The 21,647-nt window shown below is 52.1% G+C and carries 20 protein-coding genes and 4 tRNA genes; 3 read left to right on the top strand and 21 right to left on the bottom strand.

Translation table 11 applies throughout. The features are described from left to right. The coding region (locus tag ACUU1M_RS07330; RefSeq protein ID WP_449144655.1) for a hypothetical protein at positions 1-192 on the top strand (192 nt) is incomplete at its 5' end. On the opposite strand, the gene ACUU1M_RS07335 is transcribed toward ACUU1M_RS07330, so the two are convergent. The 21 genes from ACUU1M_RS07335 to trxA form a co-directional block, all read right to left on the bottom strand. Further along, positions 158-1,393 carry an anaerobic sulfatase maturase gene (locus ACUU1M_RS07335; protein ID WP_152028899.1) on the bottom strand — a complete coding sequence of 412 codons (1,236 nt, stop codon included), beginning with the start codon at positions 1,391-1,393 and terminating at the stop codon, positions 158-160. The two genes, ACUU1M_RS07330 and ACUU1M_RS07335, sit on opposite strands and share 35 nt — an antisense overlap. A 146-nt stretch (positions 1,394-1,539) precedes the next feature. Then, positions 1,540-1,616: transfer RNA gene (locus ACUU1M_RS07340), tRNA-Pro, on the bottom strand. Positions 1,617-1,658: 42 nt separating this feature from the next. Further along, positions 1,659-1,745: transfer RNA gene (locus ACUU1M_RS07345), tRNA-Leu, on the bottom strand. Positions 1,746-1,765: 20 nt separating this feature from the next. Continuing rightward, positions 1,766-1,841, bottom strand: a tRNA-His gene (locus tag ACUU1M_RS07350). Positions 1,842-1,899: 58 nt separating this feature from the next. Next, positions 1,900-1,976: transfer RNA gene (locus ACUU1M_RS07355), tRNA-Arg, on the bottom strand. Positions 1,977-2,078: 102 nt separating this feature from the next. Beyond that, positions 2,079-3,464 carry a bifunctional threonine/serine APC transporter ThrP gene (gene thrP, locus ACUU1M_RS07360; RefSeq protein ID WP_000774749.1) on the bottom strand — a complete coding sequence of 462 codons (1,386 nt, stop codon included), beginning with the start codon at positions 3,462-3,464 and terminating at the stop codon, positions 2,079-2,081. A gap of 190 nt (positions 3,465-3,654) precedes the next feature. Further along, positions 3,655-4,395, bottom strand: coding sequence for a lipopolysaccharide N-acetylmannosaminouronosyltransferase (wecG, locus tag ACUU1M_RS07365; protein ID WP_001064038.1), 741 nt, complete (start codon positions 4,393-4,395; stop codon positions 3,655-3,657). A 2-nt stretch (positions 4,396-4,397) separates the two neighbouring features. Next, on the bottom strand, positions 4,398-5,750 hold the full coding sequence (gene wzyE / locus ACUU1M_RS07370) for an ECA oligosaccharide polymerase (protein WP_000055150.1): 1,353 nt from the start codon (positions 5,748-5,750) through the stop codon (positions 4,398-4,400). Beyond that, complete coding sequence (gene rffT / locus ACUU1M_RS07375; RefSeq protein ID WP_152028900.1) at positions 5,747-6,826, bottom strand: TDP-N-acetylfucosamine:lipid II N-acetylfucosaminyltransferase; 1,080 nt, start codon at positions 6,824-6,826, stop codon at positions 5,747-5,749. Before rffT ends, wzyE begins: the two co-directional genes overlap by 4 nt. Then, positions 6,823-8,073 carry a lipid III flippase WzxE gene (gene wzxE, locus ACUU1M_RS07380; protein ID WP_000050265.1) on the bottom strand — a complete coding sequence of 417 codons (1,251 nt, stop codon included), beginning with the start codon at positions 8,071-8,073 and terminating at the stop codon, positions 6,823-6,825. The genes rffT and wzxE overlap by 4 nt, the downstream gene beginning before the upstream one ends. A gap of 1 nt (position 8,074) precedes the next feature. Continuing rightward, positions 8,075-9,205, bottom strand: a complete 1,131-nt coding sequence (gene rffA / locus ACUU1M_RS07385) for a dTDP-4-amino-4,6-dideoxygalactose transaminase (protein ID WP_000612053.1) — start codon at positions 9,203-9,205, stop codon at positions 8,075-8,077. Positions 9,206-9,209: 4 nt separating this feature from the next. Further along, positions 9,210-9,884 carry a dTDP-4-amino-4,6-dideoxy-D-galactose acyltransferase gene (gene rffC / locus ACUU1M_RS07390; protein ID WP_152028901.1) on the bottom strand — a complete coding sequence of 225 codons (675 nt, stop codon included), beginning with the start codon at positions 9,882-9,884 and terminating at the stop codon, positions 9,210-9,212. Continuing rightward, the gene (gene rfbA, locus ACUU1M_RS07395) at positions 9,862-10,743 is read right to left on the bottom strand and encodes a glucose-1-phosphate thymidylyltransferase RfbA (protein ID WP_000676056.1); all 882 of its coding nucleotides are present in this window, start codon (positions 10,741-10,743) and stop codon (positions 9,862-9,864) included. The genes rffC and rfbA overlap by 23 nt, the downstream gene beginning before the upstream one ends. An 18-nt stretch (positions 10,744-10,761) precedes the next feature. Continuing rightward, positions 10,762-11,829 (bottom strand): dTDP-glucose 4,6-dehydratase, encoded by a 1,068-nt coding sequence (gene rffG, locus ACUU1M_RS07400; protein ID WP_001226607.1) that lies wholly within the window; start codon positions 11,827-11,829, stop codon positions 10,762-10,764. After that, positions 11,829-13,091 carry a UDP-N-acetyl-D-mannosamine dehydrogenase gene (gene wecC / locus ACUU1M_RS07405; protein ID WP_000006616.1) on the bottom strand — a complete coding sequence of 421 codons (1,263 nt, stop codon included), beginning with the start codon at positions 13,089-13,091 and terminating at the stop codon, positions 11,829-11,831. The genes rffG and wecC overlap by 1 nt, the downstream gene beginning before the upstream one ends. Further along, positions 13,088-14,218 carry a non-hydrolyzing UDP-N-acetylglucosamine 2-epimerase gene (wecB, locus tag ACUU1M_RS07410; RefSeq protein WP_000866670.1) on the bottom strand — a complete coding sequence of 377 codons (1,131 nt, stop codon included), beginning with the start codon at positions 14,216-14,218 and terminating at the stop codon, positions 13,088-13,090. Before wecB ends, wecC begins: the two co-directional genes overlap by 4 nt. A gap of 55 nt (positions 14,219-14,273) precedes the next feature. Further along, the gene (gene wzzE, locus ACUU1M_RS07415; protein ID WP_005077508.1) at positions 14,274-15,320 is read right to left on the bottom strand and encodes an ECA polysaccharide chain length modulation protein; all 1,047 of its coding nucleotides are present in this window, start codon (positions 15,318-15,320) and stop codon (positions 14,274-14,276) included. An 11-nt stretch (positions 15,321-15,331) separates the two neighbouring features. Next, entirely contained in the window at positions 15,332-16,435 is a 1,104-nt protein-coding gene (wecA, locus tag ACUU1M_RS07420; RefSeq protein WP_001050960.1) for a UDP-N-acetylglucosamine--undecaprenyl-phosphate N-acetylglucosaminephosphotransferase, read from the bottom strand. A 239-nt stretch (positions 16,436-16,674) separates the two neighbouring features. Then, positions 16,675-17,934: a transcription termination factor Rho gene (rho, locus tag ACUU1M_RS07425; RefSeq protein ID WP_001054527.1), complete on the bottom strand. Its 1,260-nt coding sequence runs from the start codon at positions 17,932-17,934 to the stop codon at positions 16,675-16,677. 84 nt (positions 17,935-18,018) lie between these two features. Beyond that, the gene (rhoL, locus tag ACUU1M_RS07430) at positions 18,019-18,120 is read right to left on the bottom strand and encodes a rho operon leader peptide RhoL (RefSeq protein WP_001295255.1); all 102 of its coding nucleotides are present in this window, start codon (positions 18,118-18,120) and stop codon (positions 18,019-18,021) included. 140 nt (positions 18,121-18,260) lie between these two features. Continuing rightward, positions 18,261-18,590, bottom strand: coding sequence for a thioredoxin TrxA (gene trxA / locus ACUU1M_RS07435; RefSeq protein WP_001280776.1), 330 nt, complete (start codon positions 18,588-18,590; stop codon positions 18,261-18,263). Between the two features lie 130 nt (positions 18,591-18,720). On the opposite strand from trxA, the gene rhlB reads away from it, so the two are divergent. Beyond that, positions 18,721-19,986: an ATP-dependent RNA helicase RhlB gene (gene rhlB / locus ACUU1M_RS07440; RefSeq protein WP_000047498.1), complete on the top strand. Its 1,266-nt coding sequence runs from the start codon at positions 18,721-18,723 to the stop codon at positions 19,984-19,986. A 133-nt stretch (positions 19,987-20,119) separates the two neighbouring features. Further along, positions 20,120-21,604: a guanosine-5'-triphosphate,3'-diphosphate diphosphatase gene (gene gppA, locus ACUU1M_RS07445; protein WP_000535981.1), complete on the top strand. Its 1,485-nt coding sequence runs from the start codon at positions 20,120-20,122 to the stop codon at positions 21,602-21,604. Positions 21,605-21,647: the final 43 nt, after the last annotated feature.

The raw sequence follows: 21,647 nt of genomic DNA on the forward strand, positions 1-21,647 counted from the left end.
CTGCCACCGCACGCAAAGGCTTTGCCGGATACGATCACCCAAACCAGTATCCACAGAACGCTGCAATTTATTGAATTTGCACGATCATGTAGGCCGGATAAGGCGTTTACGCCGCATCCGGCAATCAACCGCAGGCAGCTTCCAAATGGCCGCTTTTTTACTTATTCACCACCATCAAATGTGCCTGCATAATGTCACTGGCCGGGCGACCGTGCGCCAGCAAATCAGCCATTGCTTTAAGATATGGCGGTAGATGGCGGAAATAACGCTGATACCCGGCACACAAATAATTCAGCCCCGGTTTGCCGCTGGCATCGAGCATGAAGCGGTGTTTCGGGCAGCCTCCCCAACATGCTTTTAACATGTTACAACTGCGACACTGCGCCGGTAATTGCTTAAATTTATCTTCACCAAACACCTGCTGTTGCGGGGAATCGATCATTTCTGCAATTGTTTGCCGATGCATATTCCCCAGCCGATATTGCGGATAAACATAGTGATCGCAGGCGTAAACGTCGCCGTTGTGCTCAACAATCACCGAGCGCCCACAGGTTGGCTGATGATGGCAAACCGCACCCGGCGCACCGACAAAATTGGCAAACGCCCATTCGATATTCATCACGAAAATCTTGCCGACGTCGCGTTTGATCCAGTGGTCAAAAATCGCCACCAGAAATTCACCAAATTCATCGGGGCGCACAGACCATTCAGTCAGTTCCCCCTGAATATCACCAGGCGCATGTAGTTTCAGTCCATCGCGGACAGCTGTTTCATCAGCCAGGCGCTCGACCACCGGAATAAACTGGATGAATTCGACTCCCGCATCGCACAAAAAATCATAAACCTGTAACGGTTGCTGCGCGCTGGTGCGGTTGACGCAGACCAGCACGTTATAGTCGACATGATGTTTTTGCAGGAGCGTCAGGGCACGCATCACCAGTTTATGCGTGGGTCTGCCGCCTTTGGTCACGCGATATTGATTGTGGATCTCAGCCGGACCATCCAGCGATAACCCAACAAGAAAATTATTTTCTGCCAGAAATGCACACCATTCGTCATCGAGCAGCACGCCGTTAGTCTGGAAACTGTTACTTATCTTCCTGCCAGCACCATATTTCGCCTGTAGCGCCACGGCACGGCGGTAAAACTCCAGCCCGAGTAGCGTTGGTTCGCCGCCCTGCCAGGTAAAAGCCACTTCGTTTTGCAGTTCGCTGGCGGCGATATAGTGACGGATATACGCTTCCAGCGTGTCATCATCCATATGCGTGACTGGCTTTTCGCGGTAAAGGGATTGTTTTTCGAGATAAAAACAGTAGTCACAGTTCAGATTACAATCGGAACCGCTCGGTTTCGCCATCACATGAAAAGCACGCGTTGGAACCTGTTGCAGCATGGTCGCTCCTTGCCTGAAGTCATCCTTCAATACGTTAAGGGCGAAATCATACCGTGGGGCAATGAGTTATTACGGGCGTTTATTGCGAAGGGAGGGTGACGAAATGCACAGAAAACAAAAAACCCCGCCGAAGCGGGGTTCAAAATTGGTCGGCGAGAGAGGATTCGAACCTCCGACCCACTGGTCCCAAACCAGTTGCGCTACCAAGCTGCGCTACTCGCCGAAATACTGCTTTTTGAATTTTTAGTTCAATTCTTTAAAGTCGTGGTGCGAGGGGGGGGACTTGAACCCCCACGCCCGTAAGGACACTAACACCTGAAGCTAGCGCGTCTACCAATTCCGCCACCTTCGCATTGTCACAACTTCTAATAATGGGGTGGCTAATGGGATTCGAACCCACGACAACTGGAATCACAATCCAGGGCTCTACCAACTGAGCTATAGCCACCACTACAAATCTTGTTACGCGGTATTACTACCACCGCAGCTCAAGCGCCGGGACTAAATGGCGCGCCCGACAGGATTCGAACCTGAGACCTCTGCCTCCGGAGGGCAGCGCTCTATCCAGCTGAGCTACGGGCGCTTAGCGCCTTTGCGGGGGTGGATAATACGGACTTCCCACCCCTCTGTCTAGTCCCTTTTTAAATAAATTGCTCGTTTGGTTACGGTTTGTGCGTTTTGCTGCTTATTCCTCCAGTTTATGCGCTTTACCGTGGCGATTAAGCCCAAAAACTTTATAAATCGCCGTCACCGCCAGCATAAAGATGATGCCGACAAACAGCGACATACGCGTATCTTCATTAAAGTACATGCCGATCAAAACGCAAATCAGGAATGCCATTGTTACGTAGTTGGCCCACGGGAACAGGATTGAGCGGAACGGATGGCTGGCAATCGCCGCTTTATGTGCACGCCGAAAACGCAGCTGGCTTATCAATATCACAAACCATGGCACCATCCCCGGAAGCACGCTGGCACTGTAGACGTAGACAAACACACGCTGCGGATTGGGAATGATGTAGTTCAGGCATGAGCCAATTAGCAGAATAGCAATAGATACTGCCACACCCGCAACCGGTACGCCGTGACGGGAAACTTTTGCCATTGCCGCCGGTAACTGACGGTTTTTCGCCAGTGCGTAGAGCATACGTCCGCAACTGTACATGCCGCTGTTACAGCCAGAGAGCGCAGCCGTCAGCACCACAAAGTTGATAATGCCCGCCGCTGCGGTAATACCGATTTTGGCAAAAGTCAGTACGAACGGGCTGCCGTTGCTGCCAATTTCATTCCACGGGAAGATGGTGACGATAACGAAAATCGCGCCTACGTAGAAAATCAGGATCCGCCACAGCACTTTGCCTACGGCACTGCGCAGCGTCACCTGCGGATTCTTCGCTTCACCGGCAGTAATGCCAATCAGCTCCACGCCCTGGTAGGACGCCACCACAATACACAGAGCGGTCAGGAACCCTTTCCAGCCACCCGCAAAGAAACCGCCATGCTCTGTGAGATTGCTAAAACCAATCGACTGCCCGCCATTGCCAAAGCCAAAGAAAATCACGCCCAAGCCAATGACAATCATCACGATAATCGTGGTGACTTTGATCATCGCGAACCAGAACTCGATTTCGCCGTACAACCGCACCGCCGCCAGGTTCGCCAACGCCACCAGCGCCACCGCGATCAATGCGGGTATCCACTGCGCCATCTCCGGGGACCAAAACTGGACATAAACGCCAATGGCGGTGATTTCTGAGATCCCCACCGCCATCCACATAAACCAGTAAGACCAGGCGGTGAGATAGCCAAAAAACGGGCTCATATAACGATGCGCATAAACGGCGAACGAACCGGTAACCGGTTCGAGGAACAACATTTCGCCCATTGAACGCATGATGAAAAAAACGAACAGCCCGGCGATGATATAGGCCAACAATACGGATGGCCCGGCCCATTTCAGGGTACTGGCGGCCCCCATAAACAGGCCGACGCCAATGGTGCCCCCCAGGGCGATGAGTTCGATATGTCGAGCTTCCAGCCCACGCTGTAGCTCTGGTTTGTTATCTGCCATAAATCCTCGTGTTGTGTTTGCATGCTTTCCGGTGTTACCGGTTATCGTTATGGGTACATCGAGTGTTGCGAATGTTTTCGTAATTCAGGAGAAATGGCAAATAAAGCATTAAAAATTTGAATGCTTTGTGTAATAAAAAAGCAGACAGGCGACGAAGTGACCACTCCGTCGCTTTACAAAGAGAGGAAAATCAGAGGTTGCCGGTGTAGTGCCAGCGTAAATAACGCAGCAAACGAAGCTGACGCTTAATGCGGCTCGGCTGCGAAAGCAGGCGGTAGAGCCACTCCAGTCCCAGCGTTTGCCAGATTTTCGGTGCGCGTTTTACGTGACCGGTGAAAACATCGTAAGTCCCGCCAACGCCCATATACAGCGCATCTGGATGCACCAGACGGCAGTCGCGCATGAAGATCTCCTGCTTTGGCGATCCCATCGCAACGGTGACGATTTGCGCTCCGCTGGCATGAATGCGTTCAAACAGCGCCTGACGCTGCTCGGGTTTAAAATAACCATCCTGACTGCCAACGATATTCACATTCCATTGGTTGCGCAGTTTAGCTTCAGTTTGCGCCAGCACTTCAGGTTTACCGCCCACAAGAAATACCGGCGTCCCTTCTTTGCCTGCGCGCGCCATCAGCTCTTCCCAGAGATCGGCACCGGCAACGCGGGAAACCTGCGCCTGCGGGTACTTTTTACGTACTGAACGTACAACGCTGATGCCATCCGCATATTTAAATTCGGCAGCGTTAATTAACTCCCTGACCTCGGCGTTATCTTCAATGGTCAGCATTTTTTCGGCATTAATGGCAACCAGCGTTCCCTGCTTAAGCTGCCCGTCAGCAAACAGATAATCGAGGGCATGCTGCATATCACGCCAACCAATCAACTGTAAGCCACGCAGCGTATAGGTCGGTGCCGTGGTGTTGTTATTCATTGTTATCCTTCAACCTGCGTCCGGAGCGATGATTTTGTACGTTTATGAATGAGTCCGGCGCTTTCAAAAAGCCAGTACAACAGTTTTGCGATCATCAGACATGCGCCGAAGACCACGATAAAAAAGACTACGCGTGAGACAAACGAATCCAGCCCTTCACGTGCCAGCACGATCATATTGAAGATCGCCCCAAAGCAGAAACTGTGCAATATCGCAGCCTTATAGCGATTAGTCTCGCGGTTGCCCAGCTCATACAGCCAGTCGAACCATTTGATGATCAGTCCAACCACAATCGCCCCAAGTGGGATGAACAACGCGCCGCCCATCACCACCAGTGAGCCTATAAGCGTAGGCGAGATCGCCAGTCCGGAGTGGTTATTCAGTACTTCCCAGGTAAAGTAATTGGCTGAGTTCAGCACCATACTCGGGCGCCCCGGCCACAGCCAGGAAGGGATAAAGACATAGAAATCGCGGACAATTGGAGCCAGACCTTGGAAGTCGATGTTGTCGTAGTTCTGCAACAGCAACGCCAGATTCTCCCACGGTGAAAAGGTGTCGCGAGTGAGATAGAAAAACGTATAGAACGCTTCATCGCCGCTCACATTCATTCCATAGCGTTTTAACGCCAGCCAGAACATGCCAACAATCCCCAGCACGCCCGCCGCCGCCAGCATCCACAACGAAATCCAGCCGCGAATAATGCCAATAAACAGGAAGATAGCGAATGCGATGATGATATTGGCGCGAGTGCCGCCGACAATCATATAAGTCAGCAAGCCAAAGGCGACCGTGCTGACGAGGAAAAACAGCCACGCTTTGCTGTCCTGGCGCAGAAAGTAGACCACCAGCATCGCCGGGATGAAAAAGTAAAAGAAGCGTTTTAACGCCACGCCGGAGACTTCACTGGAAAAGATCTGACTGTAGGAGTTAAGCCGGAACAGCAAAAAGCCGTTGTGCATGAAGAAGATGCCGACGCTTACCAGCGCGATACCCATCAGGATCACCCACGTAAGATTGGTCTCCACGCGGTTCATGGTAAACAGCGGACGGCGCGGTACATCAGCAACGCGTTTGCGTAGGCGGGTTTTGTAGGTGACATAGTAAACCGCGTAGAAGCAGCCCGCAGAAAGCAACGCCTGCAACAAGATTTCTGGCGGCGCGACACCAACATCAAAGCGAAATACCAGCACGCTGGTCAGCGGGAAGCCGAAGAAAAAGGTGAGCAAAAACAGCAATGAAAAGAAGACATTGAAGTTAAAGCGCACACTGCGAAACTCAAACCAGGTCAGCGTGGCAATAAACAGCGTGCAGAGCAGCCAGACCACAAACAGGCCACTGAATTGCAGCAGACTCATGCGACCTCCCCGGCGGCAATCGCCAACGCCCGCTGCCAGCCTTGTAGATAGTTAGGGCTAAAGAAGGCAATGGTGTTTTTATCCGCCGACGCCAACTGGCGCTGCGCTTCACGCACAATATCCTCGTTGAGATCGTCGGTAGTAAACAGCACTGGCAAATGCTGTTCCGTCATATCCTGCCAGAACGGATTTTCCCTGTTAAGCACACAAGGAATGCCCGCCTGAATCAGTAAGCAAAGCGTACCAATGCCCTGCTGGCGGGCAAAAATAAAGTAACCAAGATCGCACTGACGAAGTAGCGCCAGATAGGCGTCAAATTCCAGTTTTTCGCTCAAAATTTGCAGATTTTCTTCGCTGAATAACTCCAGCCCCGCCTGACGAACTTCCTCAATGTACGCTTCGTTATTAGGCGGATATCCCATCGGCACCACCACTTTTACCGTATCGCCAAATTGCTGATGAACGGCACGTAAAGCGGCGACATGCTCATTGCTGCGGTCGCCGGAGTTCCCCACCAGAATGGTCATTTTTCCTTCACGTTGCCGATCGTTCGCCATCGTATTGAGAGAAGGGTCCATCCGCGTCGGGAAGTACAGCAGTTCTCCCCGCACCTTTGGGTGCGTTTTGGCAAAAAAGCTCAAATCGCCGCGGGTGGCAAATACACAGCCGACTCGCTTTTGCGCCAGGCGACGTAGTAGGTAAAAAAGCTTATATCTCAAGCCACTGGAAAGCTCATACAGGTCTGCCCCCCAGATATGCCAGAAAAACTGGCTGGGCTTAATGCCACCACTCAGCAGAGCCAGCCACAGTGTGGGATTGAACTGACCGTGGAAAAAAAATCGCTGCTGACGGTTAGCTTTTGCTTTCGCGATGACCGCTTCCGCCAGCGATTTTTTCCCAGGGAAAAATTGCACAGAAAGCGCCGGACAGCTATCACTTAAGCCGTCGTCCTTGCCAACAACCATAAACTCGCGCGCGTGCTCGCTCGTCGCGGCCAGCGCGTCATTGAAAAACCGCAAAACGGTTCGGTTATGGTGAGGGATATCCGATCCCAGTACGTGAATCAGTACAGTCATGCCCGCCTACGCCAGAGTAAAAACACGCCACAACAAAGAGAAAAATAGACGATATAAGTTGCCATATATGCCTGCGCCGCGCCCAGTGCACCATGCGCAGGGATTAGCCAGTGGGCAAATACCATCAATAAAGTGAACTGGCTGACTTCCGCCAGAATATAAAACCGCAGTGACGCTTTGGCGATCACCAGATAACCAAAGACATAAGCGCCCACTTTTAACACATCACCCACTAACTGCCAGGCAAAGAGATCGCGCATAGCGGTAAATTTATTCGACAACAGCAACCAGATAGCAAAATCACGCAGCAACCAGACGGTAAAACTCGCTGCCGCCACTGCCGGTAAGACGAATTTCAGCGATTTAACCACTTCCCGGGTGATATCGCGCTTTTCCGTTAGCCGCGACAACGTGGGCAGCAAATATACGCTGAACGATGCCGTAATAAATTGCAGGTAGGCATCGGAAATACTGCTCACCCCTTGCCAGATCCCCACTTCATCCCAGCTATACTGCGCCGCCAGCAGTTTACGCATCATGATGTAAGCAACAGGCAAGGTCACCGACGTAATCAACGCCATGAGCGTAAATTTGCTCAACTGCCCTGCCAGACCGTTATCCCAGCTGGGTTTCAGATAGCTTAACGGGATGACACCACGTTTAATCAACATGATGGCGGCAGGAATTACCACCAGCGCGGGAATCAGCGCCAGACCCAGCAACGCCCCTTCATAACCGCCCAAACGGTAACTGACGTAGTACGCGAGAACGCCAATCAAGCTGCCGACAATCAGCGATAACGCATTACCTGCGGCATCGCGAAAGCCTTTCATCAGCGCCAGTAACAGGTTGCCCCAGGCGATCCCCATTTGCACCAGCGCCACTAAACGCACCAGCCCCTGATAGTCGGTATTACCAAACAATCCCTGGCTGATTGGCGCAGCTGCCAGCACAAAAACCAGCGCCATCAGCGTAGAGAAACCAAGTACCATCGCTGATGAAGTGCCGACCACGCGGCGCAGCTGTTGCGGATTATCATGGTACTGGGCAACGTATTTGGTTACACCGTTAAAGATGCCAGCCCCGGCAAGCACGCCGAGCACGGTAATCAACTGGCGGAAATTTGCCGCCAGCCCAAGCCCCGCTGGACCAAATGACACCGCCAGCAACTTACCGACCAGTAACCCGGCACCAATCTTGACCAGTGTACTGGCCGCCGTCCACAAGGACGCTTTTGCCAACGACATATCAGGAGAAGTAGTTCAACAAAGTCGCAATTACCGTACGCTGATTGACGGGCGACAGGTTGTAGAACAGCGGCAGGCGCAGCAGGCGCTCGCTCTCTTTGGTGGTGTAGCGATCTTCACCGTGGAACTCACCAAAGTGTTCCCCCGCAGGGCAACCGTGCAGCGGAATGTAATGAAACACCGCCATGATTTCCGCTTCTTTCAGAAAGTTAATCAACGCGCTCCGGTCATCAATATCCCGTAGTTTAATGTAGAACATATGCGCGTTCTGCACGCAGCCATCGGGAATCGACGGCAGCTCGATACGCCCGGCTTTCGCCAGAGGCGCTAACGTATCGTAGTAGTTTTGCCACAGCGCCAGACGTTGCTGGTTGATACGATCCGCTGCTTCCAGTTGCGCCCACAGGTACGCAGCTTGCAGATCGGACATCAAATAGCTGGAGCCAATATCGCGCCAGGTATATTTATCGACCTGACCACGGAAGAACTGGCTGCGGTTAGTGCCCTTTTCACGGATGATCTCGGCTCGTTCGATTAACGCTTTATCGTTAATCAGCGTCGCGCCGCCTTCACCACCCGCCGTGTAGTTTTTGGTTTCATGGAAGCTAAAGCAGCCAATATGACCAATGGTTCCCAGTGCACGCCCTTTGTAAGTGGACATCACGCCCTGAGCGGCATCTTCCACCACAAACAAATTATGCTTTTTCGCCAACGCCATAATGGTGTCCATTTCGCAGGCCACACCCGCGTAATGGACCGGCACGATAACGCGCGTTTTGTCGGTGATCGCTGCTTCAATCAACGTTTCGTCGATGTTCATGGTGTCCGGGCGAACATCCACAAAGACGATTTTCGCGCCACGCAGCACAAAGGCATTGGCGGTGGAGACAAAGGTGTAGCTCGGCATGATCACTTCATCGCCAGGCTGGATATCGAGCAGCAGCGCCGCCATCTCCAGCGAAGCGGTGCAGGACGGCGTCAGTAACACTTTGGCGCTGCCAAAACGTTGCTCCAGCCACTGCTGGCAGCGACGGGTAAAACCGCCATCGCCACACAGTTTGCCGCTACCCATTGCCGACTGCATATAGTCGAGTTCGGTTCCCACCACCGGCGGTGCGTTAAATGGAATCATGTGATCACCTGTATAACCAGTACGCGGTGCTTTCTACATTCGCACCACTTTGTATGTATCGTTTAAGCGCGGCGGTGTTGCCCATTTGGGTCGCCACCCGCAAAGTTGTTTTACCGCGAGCATACGCCCAGTTTAGCGCCGTTTGCATCAGCTCAGCACCTGCACCGCGTCCAGCCAGCAGGCCAATTCGCGCATCTGTCGCATTGAGTTCCCGTAAAGAGACATAGCCGCGAATATCGCCGGACGCCGCACGTAGAATCAGACATTGATGATCAAAGGTGCCGCGCACGGCATTTTCAATCCACTGTGCATAAAAGCGACCGCTGGCGTCAGGCGCATACCACGGCGCACGAAAACGGCTTTGCGCAAATTCGGCGCTAGCTAACTGACGTAATGCGGGAATATCGGTCTCTTGTGCCACGACAGCACCGCTATCACTGACATTGTTCACGGGTTGCGCCAAATCAACTTCACCTTCTACCAGGGAGAATCCCAGCTGTTGCAGGGCATCCAGTTCCCCCGTATTTGATGCCGCAATTTTGGCCTGCACCCGTGACCATGGCGCTAAGGCGTCTGACGTCAGGAGCGGTGCTTCAGACGTAATGCGCACGATGGCGCTGTTAACACCAAAGAAGGCGTTTTCCCAGGTTAGTGGCTCAATACTGGCGCGGACGGGCACGAAGTAACTCCAGCAGATATTGGCCGTAGCCAGTTTTCGCTAATGAACTGGCAGCACGCTTCACACCCTCGTCATCGAGCCAGCCGTTACGCCAGGCGATCTCTTCCAGGCAGGCAATCTTAAAGCCCTGGCGTTTTTCTACTGTCTGCACAAAAGTGCTGGCCTCAATCAGGCTGTCGTGAGTGCCGGTATCCAGCCAGGCAAATCCGCGCCCGAGCAGTTCAACGGTCAGGTTGCCCGCCTCGAGGTACATCTGGTTGATGGAGGTAATCTCCAGTTCACCGCGCTCCGACGGCTTCACCTGCTTTGCGTACTCCACGACTTTACTGTCGTAGAAATAAAGCCCGGTCACCGCCCAGTTTGACTTCGGCTGTTTTGGCTTTTCTTCAAGCGAGATAGCGCGGAAATTGTCGTCAAATTCCACCACGCCAAAGCGTTCCGGGTCCATCACCTGATAGCCAAAAACCGTCGCCCCTTCCGTGCGCGCCGCAACATGACGCAGCTTCGGACTGAAGCCCTGACCGAAGAAGATGTTATCGCCCAGCACCAGACAAGAAGGTTCACCATTAAGGAAGGTTTCACCGATGATAAAGGCCTGCGCCAGACCGTCCGGGCTGGGCTGTTCGGCATATTCCAGCTGGATACCGAACTCACTACCATCGCCCAGCAGGCGCTGGAAATAACCTTTATCTTCCGGCGTAGTGATGATGAGAATTTCGCGGATACCGGCCAGCATCAGCACCGACAGCGGATAGTAAATCATTGGCTTATCGTAAATCGGCAACAGTTGCTTCGATACGCCGCGCGTAATCGGATGCAATCGGGTACCGGAACCGCCCGCCAGGATAATACCTTTCATGTTTGCCTCCGCTGAAAATTAGCCTTTCAGACCTAAACGCTCACCCTGATAGCTGCCGTCCTGCACCTGCTTCCACCAGCTTTCATTAGCCAGATACCACTGAACCGTTTTACGCATTCCACTTTCAAAGGTTTCCTGCGGCAGCCAGCCAAGTTCACGGGCAATTTTCGAAGCATCAATGGCATAACGCAGATCATGCCCCGGACGGTCAGCGACAAAGGTGATCAGGTCACGATAGTGCGCCACGCCGTGCGGCTTGTTCGAAGCCAGTTCTTCCAGCAGCTCGCAAATGGTTTCCACAACATCGAGATTCTTACGCTCGTTGTGACCACCAATATTATAGGTTTCACCGACTTTCCCGGTGGTCGCCACGCAATACAGCGCGCGGGCGTGATCTTCCACATACAGCCAGTCACGGATTTGCTGCCCGTTGCCATATACCGGCAGCGGTTTACCCGCCAGCGCGTTGAGGATCATCAGCGGGATCAGTTTTTCCGGAAAGTGGTAAGGACCGTAGTTATTCGAGCAGTTGGTGATCAGCGTCGGCAGACCGTAGGTCCGCAGCCAGGCGCGCACCAGATGGTCGCTGCTGGCTTTTGACGCGGAATAAGGGCTGCTCGGCGCATACGGCGTGGTTTCGGTGAAGAAATCATCCGTCGAGTGCAGGTCACCATATACTTCGTCGGTGGAGATATGATGAAAACGGAACGCTGATTTTTTATCTTCCGTCAGCGTATTCCAGTAAGCCCGCGCCGCTTCAAGCAATGTATAAGTCCCGACAATGTTGGTTTCAATAAACGCTGCCGGGCCGTCAATAGAACGGTCAACATGGCTTTCGGCTGCCAGATGCATGACACAGTCTGGCTGATGCTCAGTGAATACGCGTGCCAGTTCTGCCCGATCGCAGATATCAACTTTCTCAAAGGCAAAGCGCTCGCTTTGCGCGACCGGTGCCAGCGACATCAGGTTTCCGGCGTAGGTCAGCTTATCGACCACTACCACCGCATCGCTCGTTTCGTTGATGATATAACGCACCAGCGCCGAGCCAATAAACCCGGCACCACCTGTTATCAGAATTTTTCTCATCAGCGCCAGACTCCTTTGGCATCGACGACATACTGCTGATGGACATTGTCGCCATTGATAACTTTGAACTGACTATGATCGACCAGCATCACCAGCACGTCTGCCGTTGCCAGCGCCTCGTCAAGCTGCGCCAGAGTACAAAGCCCGGTCAGTTTTTTCGGCAACTGGTGGATGTTAGGCTCAACAACCAGCGTTTCGCCGCTGTGCCACTGGGCGATCAGTTCAGCGATTTCCATCGCCGGGCTTTCGCGCAGGTCATCAATATTCGGTTTAAACGCCAGACCAAAGCAGGCGATTTTCAGTTCACTGGCGCGTTTATCGGTAGCAGCAAGGCAGTCGGCAACCGCCGCTTTCACCTGATCGATAACCCAGAACGGTTTGTGATCGTTAACTTCGCGCGCGGTACGGATAAGCCGCGCCTGCTGGGGGTTCTGTGCCACGATAAACCACGGATCAACAGCAATGCAGTGACCGCCCACGCCAGGGCCAGGCTGAAGAATATTAACGCGAGGGTGACGATTCGCCAGGCGAATCAGTTCCCAGACGTTAATCCCCTGATCGGCACAAATCAGCGACAATTCATTAGCAAAAGCGATATTCACATCGCGGAAGCTGTTTTCGGTGAGCTTACACATTTCCGCCGTCCGCGAGTTAGTGACGACACACTCACCTTCGAGGAAAATTTTGTACAATTCGCTGGCGCGGGCCGAACAAACCAGCGTCATACCACCAATCACGCGATCGTTTTTAATCAGCTCGACCATAACCTGGCCCGGTAATACACGTTCCGGGCAGTAAGCAATGTTGACGTCCGCCTGCTCGCCCACCTGCTGTGGGAAAGTCAGATCCGGGCGCATCTCTGCTAACCATTCTGCCATCTTCTCGGTTGACCCCACCGGCGAGGTGGATTCAAGGATCACCAGCGCGCCTTTTTTCAGCACTGGCGCAATGGAGCGAGCAGCCGATTCAACGTAGGTCATATCTGGCTCATGATCGCCTTTAAACGGCGTAGGTACAGCAATCAGCCAGGCATCCGCTTCAACTGGCGTCGTGCTCGCTCGTAAAAAACCGCCTTCTACGGCAGTTTTTACTACGCTCGCCAAATCAGGCTCGACGATATGGATTTCGCCACGATTGATGGTATCAACCGCGTGTTGGTTGATATCGACACCAATCACCTGTTTTTGCCGTGAGGCAAACGCTGCTGCTGTAGGCAGCCCGATGTAACCCAGTCCGATAACAGAAATGGTCGCAAAACTCATAGTGATATCCGATTATTTTTTAACGCTTCCAGAATGCGAGAGCATGCCTGACCATCACCATACGGGTTATGGGCGCGGCTCATAGCTTGATATTCGTTTTCGTCTTTTAAAAGACGCGTCACTTCCTCGACAATTCGCTGCTTATCCGTGCCTACCAGACGCACCGTACCCGCCGTCACCGCTTCCGGACGCTCAGTGGTATCGCGCATCACCAGCACCGGTTTCCCCAGCGAAGGCGCTTCTTCCTGAATGCCGCCTGAGTCAGTCAAAATCAGCCAGGCGTGGTTCATCAGCCAGACAAACGGTAAATACTCCTGGGGATCGATCAGAATGACATTTTTCACATGCCCCAGAATGCGATTGACCGGCTCTCTGACGTTCGGGTTGAGATGCACCGGATAGACAATCTGGATGTCCTGGTGCGTGGTGGCGATGTCTGCCAGCGCGTGGCAGATTTCTTCAAAGCCACGACCGAAACTCTCACGCCTATGACCGGTCACCAGAATCATCTTTTTATCGGGGTCGATAAACGGGTAATTTGCCGCCAGTTCTGAACGCAGCGTGTCGCTGCTCATCACCTGGTCACGCACCCATAACAGTGCATCAATGACTGTATTACCGGTAATGAAGATTCGGCTATCCGCAACGTTTTCACGCAGCAAGTTTTGCCGGGAAGTTTCGGTTGGAGAGAAGTGATACATCGCCAGATGCCCGGTCAATGTACGGTTAGCCTCTTCCGGCCACGGCGAATAGAGATCGCCCGTGCGCAGACCAGCCTCAACGTGACCAACAGGAATACGCTGATAAAACGCCGCCAGGCTGGTTGCCAGCGTCGTCGTCGTATCGCCGTGAACCAGCACGACGTCTGGTTTGAACTCGGCAAGAATAGGTTTTAGCCCTTCCAGAATCCGACAGGTTATCTCTGTCAGGCCCTGTCCTGGCTGCATTATGTTGAGATCGTAGTCAGGTACAATGGAAAAGAGTTTCAGTACCTGATCAAGCATCTCCCGATGCTGCGCAGTGACGCAAACTTTAGCCTCAAAAAAAGGATCTTTTGCCAACGCATGCACCAACGGAGCCATCTTGATGGCTTCCGGGCGCGTACCAAATACAGTCAGTACTTTCACATCGATTCTCTTCGAATAAGCGGCGAGCGCCTTTGCGCTCACCGCAGCAGTGTTGCTATTTCGAGCAACGGCGGGTTAATGCGACACCAGCCCCGATCAGCCCCCCGACAATGCCCCACATAATCATCAGGAAGGCACGACGTGGGCTATCGCGTTTTACCGGTTCTTCCGGCGTACGCAAATAGCGATAGGTCTGAAAACGCGGATCCAGGGTTGGACCAACATTCAGGGTGTTTAACATGGCTCGATTCTGATCATAGTCGAGATCAAAGGCCGGACCGACGGCCTGTAAATTTTCCAGTCGAGCCTGGAGCATTGGACGCCCAAGCAGGAACATTTCTGAATCAGGTAATTCCTCGGCAGGCACATCTGTCGCACTGCGCGAAATATTATGCTGCTCAGCAATTTTCAGCGCCTGCTCAATGCTGTTCATCCGGCGGTCGTAGATGGCTTTCGCCACCTCTTCCTGACGCTTCACCTGAGCTTTCATCTGGATGGTGCGTGCCGCCCATGCGCCTTTCAGCTCATCATTCAGATGGCTGGCTGCACGCTGGCTGGCAAAAGCAACATACTGACGTAACAGGTTATTAGCGTCAGGCGCGGTTTCGGCAATAAGCTTCACGCTGTCATTGACCACGCGAGTAAAGTCTCCGGGGATAAACTGGATGTTGTTAATCATTTCATCCAGCAACGCCGCATCGGCTTTGCTGTTGCCCACCATCCGCTGTTTGTAATAGTCGGTTTGCAGCCAGAACTCTCTGCGGGTATCCCACGAGGCCAGTTGCATAACAAACTCTTTATAGGCTTCGTCCATGACCGATGGTTGATCGGCAGAAGCCATGTTTGAACGGACATCCAGGTTACGCAAAAATTGCTGCTGCGAGTAATATCCCCCCAGCATATTCACCGTTGGACGATCGGTAATCGCCGTCGAGCTCCACTCCTGACGAGCAAAAAAAGTATACGCCAGCGCGATTAACGCAAACGCCATCCCCATGCCAATAATCCATAGCTTCCCAGCCCACAAGGTACGAAACAACCCACGAATATCCAGTTCATTTTCAGCGTCTTCGGCCGGTTTCCCAGGCATTGGTTGTGTCATCACATCCTCATTTATTTGGTTAAATTGGGGCTGCCACCACGATTTCTACGCAGTCTGCGTTTTACGCGCTTAATAAAGCGAGCAACTTTCCAGGCACGCTTAATGCAATATCCATAGAGGAAGAATGCTAGCAAAAAGAGCACCAGCATGACCCACTCCGGGACAAAATGAGAATATTCTGCCAACACGCCAATGGAAGCGAGCAGTGCTGCGGCAAGGGTAATCAGCACAAACGCCTGACGGGAAGTAAACCCGGCACGCATGATCAAATGGTGAATATGCTGACGGTCAGGAGAGAATGGGCTCATGCCTTTACGCAGGCGACGGTACATAATCGCCACCATATCCATTAGCGGAATGGCGATTATCCACAAAGCGGTAACCGGGCTGATGGGATGGGTTTTGCCCTGGGTCGTTTCGAGCAGGATCCAGATAACGGTAAAACCAATCAGCGTACTGCCCGCATCACCCATAAAGACTTTGTAGCGGCGACCCAGGATACCAAGGTTAAGCATGATGTATGGCAGGATGGCGGCGATCATCGCAAAGCACCAGATTGCGAGGCTGGTTTGCCCGTCGAACCACAAAATCATACCGATTGCTGCAAACGAGACGCAGGACAACCCGCCCAGCAAGCCATCAATGCCATCAACCATGTTGAACGCATTAATGGCCGCCCAGACGGCAAATAGCGTCAGGAAGTAACCAAACGGTCCGAGCACCATCTCCCAGGAGCCAAAGATATAACCCAGGCTACTGAGATAAAGTTTGCCGAACACCATCATAACAATGCCAACAGCGGCCTGTATGGTGGCACGGATTTTTACGCTGATATCAAAACGATCATCCAGCGCGCCAATGAAAACAAGCACACCGGCACAAGCGAGATAGAGAGATGCATGCGGAATATAGTAATCGACAATTCCGAACGTGAAGCAAATCCCTGCGTAAACCGAAATCCCCCCAACGAGAGGTATCAATCCCTGGTGACGTTTGCGGAAGTTTGGTTTATCCACTAAACCGACTTTTTTTGCCACCTTACGGGCAAAAAACAGAAACAGTGTCGTGAATAAAAAAATACTGATGAGATCAGTACTCACTGTCAGTAAATTCACAATGCATGCTCTCAGAGAAAATTATTAGCAGAAGTATAACCACGAAGACCTTTATTCAGAAGGGAAAGTCCGTTCCGAACCCACCAGCCCTGTGCAAAAATTAACCATTTGATATGCAAATTGCATATCATGCCAGCAAATTCCAGGAATTTTCCTAACATCGCCAGCGCGACATTAAGATTACAGATATAAAAGCAAAACGCCACGTAAACACGTGGCGTTTTTGGCATAAGACAAATTTATGAGCGTTTCATCATTTCGAAGAAATCGTCATTGGTCTTGGTCATGGCCAGTTTATTAATGAGGAATTCCATTGCATCGATTTCGCCCATCGGGTGAATGATTTTACGCAGGATCCACATTTTCTGCAGTTCTTCCTGAGTCGTGAGCAGCTCTTCTTTACGGGTACCGGAACGGTTGTAGTCGATAGCCGGGAAGACGCGTTTTTCAGCGATCTTACGAGAGAGGTGCAGTTCCATGTTGCCTGTACCTTTAAACTCTTCGTAAATAACTTCGTCCATTTTAGAACCGGTATCGATAAGCGCCGTCGCGATAATGGTCAGGCTGCCGCCCTCTTCCACGTTACGCGCCGCACCAAAGAAGCGTTTCGGACGATGAAGGGCATTGGCGTCCACACCACCGGTCAACACTTTACCTGACGCCGGAACAACAGTGTTGTAAGCGCGCGCCAGACGAGTGATGGAGTCGAGCAGAATGATAACGTCTTTCTTGTGCTCAACCAGGCGTTTGGCCTTCTCGATCACCATTTCCGCAACCTGAACGTGGCGAGATGCGGGTTCGTCAAAGGTAGAAGCAACAACTTCACCTTTTACCAGACGCTGCATCTCGGTTACTTCTTCCGGACGTTCGTCGATCAGCAGAACCATCAGCACACAATCCGGGTGGTTGTAAGCAATGCTCTGAGCAATGTTCTGCAGCAGCATAGTTTTACCGGCTTTCGGCGGTGCCACAATCAGACCACGCTGACCACGACCGATAGGTGATGCCAGATCCAGTACGCGAGCAGTTAAATCTTCAGTAGAACCGTTACCACGTTCCATACGCAGACGAGAGTTTGCGTGCAGCGGGGTTAAGTTCTCAAAGAGGATTTTGTTGCGGGCGTTTTCAGGTTTGTCGAAGTTAACTTCGTTAACTTTCAGCAGCGCAAAATAGCGTTCACCTTCTTTCGGCGGGCGAATCTTACCAGAGATGGTATCACCAGTGCGGAGGTTGAAACGGCGGATTTGGCTAGGGGAAACGTAGATGTCATCAGGACCGGCGAGGTAGGAGCTGTCTGCGGAACGGAGGAAACCAAATCCATCCTGCAATATCTCCAGTACGCCATCACCAAAGATATCTTCGCCACTCTTTGCGTGCTGCTTCAGGATGGCAAAAATAATGTCCTGCTTACGCATGCGAGCCAGGTTTTCCAGCCCCATATTTTCGCCGAGAGTGATCAGCTCAGAAACCGGCGTATTCTTTAATTCGGTAAGATTCATAGTGGTGTGAGTTCTTAAACTTGGGGTAAATCTCGAACTTAATGTTGTGAATGGTATGGCAGGATCATCCATGCCTGTTTACGGTCATCGACTCATGTCTTTTCGCTGCCTGGTCACAGGAGAGTACGCAGAACTGAAACGACAAGACGGATTGAGTGACGAGCCAGAAATCTGTTCACTTCGCATTTAAGATAAAACGGGAAGCGTTGGAAATTACAAGATTCAAACTTAATAAGGTATGTTTAATACGAAGTCAACACTAAGTTAGCATGACTCACGCCGGGCGTCCAGTTTTTAGCGACGGGGCACCCGAACATGAAATTCCCTTACGCCAGGTTAGCGTCGAGGAACTCTTTCAACTGACCTTTAGACAGTGCGCCCACTTTGGTTGCCGCCACTTCACCGTTTTTGAACAGCAGCAGAGTAGGGATACCACGGATGCCATATTTCGGCGCAGTGCCAGGGTTTTGATCGATGTTCAGTTTTGCAACGGTCAGTTTGCCCTGATATTCGTCAGCGATTTCATCCAGAATCGGGGCGATCATTTTGCACGGACCGCACCACTCTGCCCAGAAATCGACGAGGATCGCCCCGTCCGCTTTGAGTACATCCGTGTCAAAACTGTCGTCAGTCAGGTGAATAATTTTATCGCTCATATATAACTCCACAGGAATAAGCCTAGCGTGTTGGTTTCGTTGTTGGTGTAACATTAACCAACTAAAGGTTGACTTTATTTCACCGGATACGCTTTCGTAAAGCAATAGTAAGCTGATATTCTACCACACTATGAGCAAAACACATTTAACAGAACAGAAGTTTTCCGACTTCGCCCTGCATCCGAAGGTTGTAGAAGCCCTTGAAAAAAAAGGGTTTCATAACTGTACGCCCATTCAGGCACTGGCCCTTCCGCTGACGCTGGCGGGTCGTGACGTAGCCGGGCAGGCGCAAACCGGTACCGGGAAAACGATGGCGTTTCTTACGTCAACGTTTCATTATCTTCTCTCTCATCCTGCGATTGCCGATCGCAAGGTGAATCAACCGCGTGCCTTAATTATGGCACCGACGCGTGAACTTGCCGTGCAGATCCACGCCGACGCGGAACCGCTGGCGGAAGCTACCGGCCTGAAGCTGGGCCTGGCTTACGGTGGTGATGGCTATGACAAACAGCTGAAAGTGCTGGAAAGCGGCGTTGACATTCTGATTGGCACCACGGGTCGTTTAATTGACTACGCCAAGCAGAACCACATTAACCTCGGTGCCATTCAGGTAGTGGTACTGGACGAAGCCGATCGCATGTACGATCTAGGCTTTATTAAAGATATCCGCTGGCTGTTCCGCCGTATGCCGCCTGCAAATCAGCGCCTCAACATGCTGTTCTCCGCCACGCTTTCGTACCGGGTACGTGAACTGGCGTTCGAGCAGATGAACAATGCCGAATATATTGAAGTGGAACCGGAACAGAAAACGGGCCACCGTATTAAAGAAGAGCTTTTCTACCCTTCTAACGAAGAAAAAATGCGTTTGCTGCAAACGCTGATCGAAGAAGAGTGGCCAGACAGAGCGATTATTTTCGCCAATACCAAACACCGTTGTGAAGAGATCTGGGGCCACCTGGCGGCAGATGGTCATCGTGTCGGTTTGTTGACAGGCGATGTCGCGCAGAAAAAACGTCTGCGTATTCTTGATGAATTTACCCGTGGCGATCTGGATATTCTGGTTGCCACCGACGTTGCCGCGCGTGGTTTGCATATTCCGGCAGTGACGCACGTCTTTAACTACGATTTACCCGATGACTGTGAAGATTACGTTCACCGTATTGGTCGTACAGGTCGCGCAGGCGCAAGCGGTCACTCTATCAGCCTGGCGTGTGAAGAGTATGCATTGAATTTGCCTGCTATTGAGACCTATATTGGTCACTCAATTCCGGTAAGCAAATACAATCCGGACGCATTGATGACCGATCTGCCAAAACCGCTGCGCCTCACGCGCCCGCGCACAGGCAATGGTCCGCGTCGTACTGGCGCTCCGCGTAATCATCGTCGTTCAGGTTAAATAAAATGTCATACTCAAAATCATTCAAACTGTATCAAGATGGCAAGAGAATGAATCCCGATGAGCTTACTGTAGTAAGTGATTCGGGTGAAAGAATGCAGCCAACACAGAGACAGATTGAAGGATGAAGAGTATGGGTTCCACCTCGTCGCTGTATGCAGCCATTGATCTCGGTTCGAATAGTTTTCATATGCTGGTTGTGCGCGAGGTGGCTGGAAGCATCCAGACGCTGACGCGAATTAAACGCAAAGTGCGTCTGGCTGCTGGCCTGAATAGCGAAAATGACCTCTCTAATGAAGCAATGGAGCGCGGTTGGCAATGTCTGCGCCTGTTTGCTGAACGTCTGCAAGATATCCCTCCCTCGCAAATTCGCGTTGTCGCTACGGCGACATTACGACTTGCCGTCAATGCGGGTGATTTTATTGCCAAAGCGCAGGAAATCCTCGGTTGTCCGGTACAGGTGATCAGCGGTGAAGAGGAAGCGCGTCTGATTTATCAGGGCGTTGCTCACACCACTGGTGGTGCCGATCAGCGCCTGGTGGTGGATATAGGCGGTGCCAGTACTGAACTGGTAACCGGCACGGGTGCACAAACCACCTCGTTGTTCAGCCTGTCGATGGGCTGCGTCACCTGGCTGGAACGCTATTTTGCCGATCGTAATCTGGGGCAAGAAAATTTTGATGCTGCAGAAAAAGCGGCACGCGAAGTGTTACATCCGGTTGCCGATGAATTACGGTATCACGGCTGGAAAGTGTGCGTTGGTGCTTCCGGCACCGTGCAGGCGTTACAGGAAATCATGATGGCACAGGGGATGGATGAACGCATTACCCTGGAAAAGTTGCAGCAATTGAAACAGCGAGCCATTCATTGCGGTCGGCTGGAGGAACTGGAGATTGACGGCCTGACGCTGGAACGTGCGTTAGTGTTCCCGAGTGGTCTGGCGATCCTGATCGCCATTTTTACCGAACTGAATATTCAGTGTATGACCCTGGCGGGCGGTGCGCTGCGTGAAGGCCTGGTCTACGGCATGTTGCATCTGGCCGTCGAGCAGGATATTCGCAGCCGTACACTGCGTAATATTCAACGCCGCTTTATGATCGATATTGATCAGGCACAGCGCGTAGCCAAAGTTGCGGCTAACTTCTTCGATCAGGTGGAAAACGAATGGCATCTTGAAGCAATAAGCCGCGATTTGCTCATCAGCGCCTGTCAGCTTCATGAAATCGGCCTGAGCGTTGACTTCAAACAAGCTCCGCAACACGCTGCTTATCTGGTGCGTAACCTGGATCTTCCCGGTTTTACCCCCGCACAGAAGAAACTGCTGGCGACGCTACTGCTCAACCAGACTAACCCGGTCGATCTCTCATCGCTGCATCAGCAAAATGCCGTACCACCGCGCGTCGCAGAACAACTCTGCCGTTTACTCCGCCTGGCTATCATTTTTGCCAGCCGTCGCCGTGACGATCTCGTGCCAGAGATGACATTACAGGCTAACCATGAACTGTTGACCTTGACGCTTCCGCAAGGTTGGCTAACCCAACATCCGCTGGGTAAAGAGATTATTGCTCAGGAAAACCAGTGGCAGAGCTATGTCCACTGGCCGCTGGAAGTGCATTAATGAGTAAGTGCCGGATGCGATGCTGACGCATCTTCTCCGGCCT

The sequence above is a fragment of the Shigella sp. SIG6 genome (assembly GCF_053555815.1).

What these genes read in the sequence shown, in the direction of transcription:
- ACUU1M_RS07335 (WP_152028899.1), bottom strand. Translation starts at nt 1,393, where the DNA reads ATGCTGCAACAGGTTCCAACGCGTGCTTTTCATGTGATGGCGAAACCG.
- thrP (WP_000774749.1), bottom strand. Translation starts at nt 3,464, where the DNA reads ATGGCAGATAACAAACCAGAGCTACAGCGTGGGCTGGAAGCTCGACAT.
- wecG (WP_001064038.1), bottom strand. Translation starts at nt 4,395, where the DNA reads ATGAATAACAACACCACGGCACCGACCTATACGCTGCGTGGCTTACAG.
- wzyE (WP_000055150.1), bottom strand. Translation starts at nt 5,750, where the DNA reads ATGAGTCTGCTGCAATTCAGTGGCCTGTTTGTGGTCTGGCTGCTCTGC.
- rffT (WP_152028900.1), bottom strand. Translation starts at nt 6,826, where the DNA reads ATGACTGTACTGATTCACGTACTGGGATCGGATATCCCTCACCATAAC.
- wzxE (WP_000050265.1), bottom strand. Translation starts at nt 8,073, where the DNA reads ATGTCGTTGGCAAAAGCGTCCTTGTGGACGGCGGCCAGTACACTGGTC.
- rffA (WP_000612053.1), bottom strand. Translation starts at nt 9,205, where the DNA reads ATGATTCCATTTAACGCACCGCCGGTGGTGGGAACCGAACTCGACTAT.
- rfbA (WP_000676056.1), bottom strand. Translation starts at nt 10,743, where the DNA reads ATGAAAGGTATTATCCTGGCGGGCGGTTCCGGTACCCGATTGCATCCG.
- rffG (WP_001226607.1), bottom strand. Translation starts at nt 11,829, where the DNA reads ATGAGAAAAATTCTGATAACAGGTGGTGCCGGGTTTATTGGCTCGGCG.
- wecC (WP_000006616.1), bottom strand. Translation starts at nt 13,091, where the DNA reads ATGAGTTTTGCGACCATTTCTGTTATCGGACTGGGTTACATCGGGCTG.
- wzzE (WP_005077508.1), bottom strand. Translation starts at nt 15,320, where the DNA reads ATGACACAACCAATGCCTGGGAAACCGGCCGAAGACGCTGAAAATGAA.
- rho (WP_001054527.1), bottom strand. Translation starts at nt 17,934, where the DNA reads ATGAATCTTACCGAATTAAAGAATACGCCGGTTTCTGAGCTGATCACT.
- rhoL (WP_001295255.1), bottom strand. Translation starts at nt 18,120, where the DNA reads ATGCGAAGTGAACAGATTTCTGGCTCGTCACTCAATCCGTCTTGTCGT.
- trxA (WP_001280776.1), bottom strand. Translation starts at nt 18,590, where the DNA reads ATGAGCGATAAAATTATTCACCTGACTGACGACAGTTTTGACACGGAT.
- rhlB (WP_000047498.1), top strand. Translation starts at nt 18,721, where the DNA reads ATGAGCAAAACACATTTAACAGAACAGAAGTTTTCCGACTTCGCCCTG.
- gppA (WP_000535981.1), top strand. Translation starts at nt 20,120, where the DNA reads ATGGGTTCCACCTCGTCGCTGTATGCAGCCATTGATCTCGGTTCGAAT.